This window comes from Variovorax sp. 01T439_2, assembly GCF_056398445.1.
Map to the genome: position 1 here is coordinate 1 of NZ_JBFTPJ010001356.1, position 1022 is coordinate 1022.

Annotated in this window: 2 protein-coding genes; both read left to right on the forward strand. The window is 68.9% G+C overall.

The annotated features are described in order from the left end of the window. A partial coding sequence (mltG, locus tag AC1DOC_RS34920) for an endolytic transglycosylase MltG (RefSeq protein ID WP_478131748.1) occupies positions 1 to 649 on the forward strand: 649 nt, incomplete at its 5' end. After that, positions 646 to 1022 (forward strand): dTMP kinase (tmk, locus tag AC1DOC_RS34925; protein ID WP_478131749.1); only part of this gene is annotated, 377 nt, incomplete at its 3' end. The genes mltG and tmk, both read left to right, overlap by 4 nt.

A 1022-nucleotide genomic window follows, 5' to 3' on the forward strand; every position in this document is an offset into this window, starting at 1 on the left:
CGCCAAGGCCGAGCAGCTCAAGCCCGAAACCGTCGGCCTGCCAGACGATGCGCTGATGGCCAAACTGGGCCGGCCCGGCGTGCATCCCGAGGGCCGCTTCTTCCCCGACACCTACACCTATTCGAAGGGCTCGACCGACATCGCGCTGCTGCAGCGCGCCATGCGGGCCATGGACAAGAAGCTCGAAGCCGCGTGGGCTGCCCGGGCGGCCGATTTGCCGCTCCAGTCGGCGGATCAGGCACTGATCCTGGCCAGCATTGTCGAAAAGGAGACAGGAAAAGCCAAGGACCGCGCCGAGATCGCCGCCGTCTTCGTCAACCGGCTGCGCGCCGGCATGCCGCTGCAGACCGACCCGAGCGTGATCTACGGCCTGGGCACCGCATTCGACGGCAACCTGCGCAAGAAGGACCTGTTGGCCGATACCCCCTGGAACACCTACACCCGCGGCGGCCTGCCGCCCACGCCCATCGCCATGCCGGGCAAGGCCGCGCTGCTGGCGGCGGTACAGCCGGCGCAGAGCAAGTCGCTGTACTTCGTGTCGCGCGGCGACGGCACCAGCCAGTTCAGCAGTTCGCTCGACGACCACAACCGCGCGGTCAACCGCTACCAGCGCGGCGGCGGCGAACCCAAACCGAAAGTTGCGCAATGAGTGAAGGCTTGTTTCTGACGCTCGAGGGCATCGATGGCGCCGGCAAGTCGAGCCATCTCGACGCGATGGAGGCGCTCTTCAAGGCCCGCGGCCGCACGGTCGTGCGCACGCGCGAGCCCGGCGGCACGCCGCTGGCCGAAACCCTGCGCGGGCTCGTCCTCGAACAGGCGATGGACCCGTTGACCGAATCGCTGCTGGTGTTCGCGGCGCGGCGCGACCACATCGTGCAGGTCATCGAGCCGGCGCTGGCGCGCGGCGACGTGGTGCTGTGCGACCGCTTCACCGACGCCACCTTCGCCTACCAGGGCGCGGGCCGCGGTTTCGATACGCAGGTGCTGTCGACGTTGGAGCAATGGGTGCAGGGGGGCAGGGG